The organism is Streptomyces sp. XM83C (genome assembly GCF_023072675.1).
In the GTDB taxonomy this organism is placed as follows: Bacteria; Actinomycetota; Actinomycetes; order Streptomycetales; family Streptomycetaceae; genus Streptomyces; species Streptomyces thermocoprophilus.
Window position 1 is genome coordinate 1 of the sequence record NZ_JALLGL010000440.1, and the last position, 3,740, is coordinate 3,740.

Sequence of the window (3,740 nt, forward strand, 5' to 3'; positions counted from 1 at the left end):
CCCCCGTACGCGCCGGGGCGGCGCGGAGAGCCTCGTACGGGCGTGAGCGGCGGCGTACGTACGAGGAACCCCGCGTACGGAGAACCCCGCCCCGGCGCGTACGGGGGAACACGCGCCGGAGCGGGGAGCCGTGGGGGGCCTGGCCTGCCGGCTTACTTCAGGTGCAGCTGCTGGCCCGGGTAGATGAGGTCGGCGTCCTCGATGATGTCCTTGTTGAGGTCGAACAGCTTCTTCCAGCCGCCGGAGACGTGGTGCTTCTCGGCGATGGAGCTGAGAGTGTCGCCCTTGACGACCTTGTACTCGCCGTCGCCCTTCTTGACCTCCTTGCCGGTCGGGGTGGTGACGGTCTTCTGGCTCTTCGTCTTCGGCGCCTGCTGCTGGGCGGGGCGCTCGGCGGTGCGCGACGCGCTCTGCTCGGTGGAGCGCTCGGCGCTCTGGCCGGCGGAGGAGGACGAGGAGGCGGCGGCGCCGTTGTACGGGGTGCTGGACAGGCCGACACCGCAGACCGGCCAGGCGCCCTTGCCCTGGCCCGCGAGGACCTTCTCGGCTATGGCGATCTGCTGCGCCTTGGTGGCCTTGTCAGCGGTGGCGGCGTACTGGGTGCCGCCGTACGCGGCCCAGGTGGAGGCGGCGAACTGCAGACCGCCGTAGTAGCCGTTGCCGGTGTTGATGGACCAGTTGCCGCCGGACTCGCACTGGGCGACGGCGTCCCACTCGGCCTCGGTGGCGGCGGAGGCGTTGCCGGCCGCCATCAGCGGGGCGGCGACGGCGGCGCCGGTGACACCGGCGAGTGCGATGGCGCGGGTGGCCTTGGACGGACGACGGTGCTTGCCCTTGCCGGAGAACAGCATGGATCGATCCCCTCACCGACGCCTGCGAGGTGAGCTGTCGGGTTCGGGCCGGTTGAGTTGCCCGGCCGTGTCCGGTACGCGGCTTTCGCCCCGCACGGGCACGGCTTCACCCCCAGCCGCGCCGGCCAACCGGCCGGTGCGGCACTTACCTTGGGTCCCCCGCTCCTGCCTACGGCGCTCGGAAGCGACGACTGTTCCCGTACGGCCGCTGGCAGGATTCGGCGTTGCGGCAGCCGGGGCTCGCGGTGGCGAGCGGTCCTGACCGTAGACAGGCGATCGGGCGAATTTCAAAGACGATCAGGGCTTCTGAGACTCATCCCACACTTTCGCCAAACCGGACATTAGCCACGAAACAGGGCGTCAACTCCCGTCCGTTTACGCCCCTTTAGCCACCGACACGAAGGGTCTGACCGGGGACGATGTGGCTCGGGTCGGCTCCGATGGCGTCCTTGTTGTCGTCGTAGAGGCGGTGCCATCCGCCGTCGAGGTCAAGGGAGTCCGCGATGGAGGCGAGGCTGTCGCCGACGCGGACGGTGTACGACCCCGATCCGGCGCCCTCGGCGGGCGCGGCGTGCCGGCCCGTGGTCGCCGTGGAGGCGCCGGAGGCGTCCTCGTCGGCGCTCGGACCGCGGTGGCGTCCGCCGCTCTGGCCGTCGAGGCCGAGGGCGCCCGTGTCGACGAGGCCGGAAATCCCGACAGGCTGGCCCGAGTTGTCCGACTCGTCGTAGTTCGGCTCCGCTGTGGGCGAGCTGTCGGTTTCCTGAGCGGGGGTCTCGGGCGTGGCGGTGGCGCCCGGCGTCGCGGTGGAGCCGTCGGCCGCACCCGGGCCGCCGGAGGTGCCCGGCGTGACCTCGGGGGAGCCCGTCGAGGTGTCCGCGGAGGGCGTGGAGGCGCCGGGGGTCGCGGAGGCGCCGGAGCCGTCCGCGGCGCCGGACGCGCCGGCGGAGCCGTCGGGGTCGGTCGTGGCGGAACCGCCGGGCTCGGCGGAGGAACCGGACGAACCGCCCGTACCACTCGTACCGCCCGTACCGCCCGAAGTGCCGTTCTCCACACCGGTGTCCACATCGGCCGCGCCCGACCGCTGCGCGAGCCCGGACAGCGGACCGCACGCGGGCCAGGCACCCACACCCTGGTCGGCGAGGACCTTCTCGGCGACGGCGATCTGCTGGGAGCGGCTGGCGAGGTCGGGCCGCTCGGCGAACTCGGTGCCGCCGTACTTCTCCCAGTCCTCCAGCGTGAGATGCAGGCCGCCGTAGAACCCGTTGCCGGTGTTCTGGCTCCAGGAGCCGCCGGTCTCGCACTACGCCACCTTGTTCCACGTGCCACCGTCGGCCGCGCTGGCGCCCGTGGCACCGAGGAGCGGGATGGCGATGGCGGAACCGGTCACTCCGGCGGCGACGACGAACGCCGGAGCCTGACGGGGGCGACGGTGACGACCGTTCCCGGAAAGCATGCGGGGACCTTTCCCGAGACAACACTGACCGCACGGCGGGGCGGTGGGGGGCGTCGCCGCCGTGTTGACGAGTGAACGTATAGGCATTCGATCTCTTGTCACAAGTTCATGCCGCGCGGATCACGTGAAGATCACAGAGATGACAGAGCGTCACCTTTGCCGCTGCGACGATTCCTTGTCAGCGCACCGGAGTGAACTCCACGGGCAGCGTCCGCAGTCCGCGCATGATGAGCCCGCCACGCCAGCGCAGGTCGGCGGGGTCCGCGCCGAGCCGCAGATCCGGCAGCCGGGTCAGCAGCGTCGCGAGCGCGGTCTGCCCCTCCAGCCGGGCGAGCGGCGCACCGAGGCAGTAGTGAATGCCGTGACCGTAGCCGAGGTGCTGGTTGTCACGCCGTGCCAGATCCAGGGCGTCCGGTTCGGTGAACCGCTCCGGGTCGCGGTCGGCAGCCGCCAGGACGACGAGCACGGGATCACCCGGCGCGATGTCCTTCCCGCCGATGGTCAGCGGCCGGGTGGCGAACCGCCACGTGGCCAGCTCCACCGGCCCGTCGTAACGGAGCAGCTCCTCCACACCGCTCTCCAGCAGCTCCCGCTCCCCCGCCGCCAACGACTCCTGCAACCGCCGCCGCTGCTCCGGATGCGTCAGCAGCGCGTACGTGCCGTTGCCGATGAGATTGACGGTGGTCTCGAACCCGGCGAACAGCAGGATGAACGCCATCGCCGCCGCCTCGTTCTCGGTGAGGTGCTCACCGTGGTCGGAGGCCCGGATCAGACCGGAGATGAGGTCCTCGCCCGGCACCGGCTCCGCGGGCAGCGCAGCCCGTTTGCGATGGATGAGGTCGGCGAGATAGCCCCGCATCTTCTTCACCGACCGCGCCACACCGCCGCGCGGACCGCCGCCGTGACGGATCATCATGCCCGCCCAGTCCCGGAAGTCGTCCTGGTCCTCGCGGGGCACACCCAGCATGTCGCAGATGGCGTAGATGGGCAGCGGGAACGCGAACTCGTGGATGAGGTCGGCCTCCCCGCGCGCCGCGAACCCGTCGATCAGCCGGTCGGTCAGCTCCTGCACGCGCGGCGCGAACTCGGCGACACGGCGCGGGGTGAACGCCTTGCTGACCAGCCGCCGCAGCCGGGTGTGGTCCGGCGGGTCGATGTTCAGCAGATGCGTCATCAGCTCGGCCTTGCGCTCCCCCGGGATGCCCGTCTTGCCCTTGGCGTGCGCGGGCTCGGCGTGATGCGCCGGGTTCTTGCTGAGCCGCTGGTCGGCAAGGGCCTGCCGGGCATCGGCGTACCGGGTGACCAGCCAGGCCTCCACCCCGCTCGGCAGCCGCGTCCGGTGCACGGGGGCGTGCTCACGGAGCCAGGCGTAGGCGGGGTAGGGGTCGGTGGCGAACTCCCACGTGAAGAGAGCGGGGGCGCCGGGAGGCAGGGCG

2 protein-coding genes, 1 pseudogene and 1 riboswitch are annotated in these 3,740 nt (G+C 71.6%); all 3 genes and pseudogenes read right to left on the bottom strand.

Features of this window, described 5'->3' with window-relative positions; all coding sequences use genetic code 11:
- Positions 1 to 152: 152 nt before the first annotated feature.
- Positions 153 to 851 carry a LysM peptidoglycan-binding domain-containing protein gene (locus tag MTQ10_RS28800; protein WP_247473294.1) on the bottom strand — a complete coding sequence of 233 codons (699 nt, stop codon included), beginning with the start codon at positions 849 to 851 and terminating at the stop codon, positions 153 to 155.
- Positions 852 to 855: 4 nt separating this feature from the next.
- A riboswitch (cyclic di-AMP (ydaO/yuaA leader) is annotated at positions 856 to 1,038 on the bottom strand.
- Positions 1,039 to 1,236: 198 nt separating this feature from the next.
- Positions 1,237 to 2,304 (bottom strand): annotated as a pseudogene (locus tag MTQ10_RS28805) (transglycosylase family protein).
- Between the two features lie 178 nt (positions 2,305 to 2,482).
- Complete coding sequence (locus MTQ10_RS28810) at positions 2,483 to 3,736, bottom strand: cytochrome P450 family protein (protein WP_247473295.1); 1,254 nt, start codon at positions 3,734 to 3,736, stop codon at positions 2,483 to 2,485.
- Positions 3,737 to 3,740 lie beyond the last annotated feature (4 nt).

What these genes read in the sequence shown, in the direction of transcription:
- MTQ10_RS28800 (WP_247473294.1), bottom strand. Translation starts at nt 851, where the DNA reads ATGCTGTTCTCCGGCAAGGGCAAGCACCGTCGTCCGTCCAAGGCCACC.